This window comes from Thermococcus sp. Bubb.Bath (genome assembly GCF_012027595.1).
Taxonomy (GTDB): domain Archaea; phylum Methanobacteriota_B; class Thermococci; order Thermococcales; family Thermococcaceae; genus Thermococcus.
The window spans coordinates 1-392 of the sequence record NZ_SNUR01000065.1; the positions used below are offsets into that span (position 1 = coordinate 1).

The following is a 392-nucleotide window of genomic DNA, read 5'->3' on the forward strand; positions in this document are numbered from 1 at the left end:
TTTCTGACGAAAAGTTTCATCAAAGTTCGTGATTCTTCTTCCCAAAGTGCAGTTGAAGAGAGTTTGCACTGCCAAACGGTCATTTTTGAGAAGAAATTCACTCTCAAAGCTCCGAAATGCGGGTTTAACTCCAAAAGCGCTCCAAAGGAGCGCGGGAGAAGTAAACCCCACACAAACAAAGCAACTTAAACAAGGAATTCCCTACCAAAACACACGTTACAAAAGGCAAACCATCTCAAAAGAGCACTTCACAAAAGAATCACGAACCTTGATCAAACTTTTCGCCAGCAAGCTTTTAGAAAAAGCTTGACCAAACGTTAGTAGCTCTCCATTAAAATGTAATGTGAAATGGTTTTTGCACTTTGAATGTTCGTTCTTCAAACGAGAACACT

At 40.1% G+C, this 392-nt stretch carries 1 protein-coding gene; it reads left to right on the plus strand.

From position 1 onward, the window contains the following. The coding region (locus E3E29_RS11655; RefSeq protein ID WP_206205914.1) for a hypothetical protein at positions 1-189 on the plus strand (189 nt) is incomplete at its 5' end. Positions 190-392 lie beyond the last annotated feature (203 nt).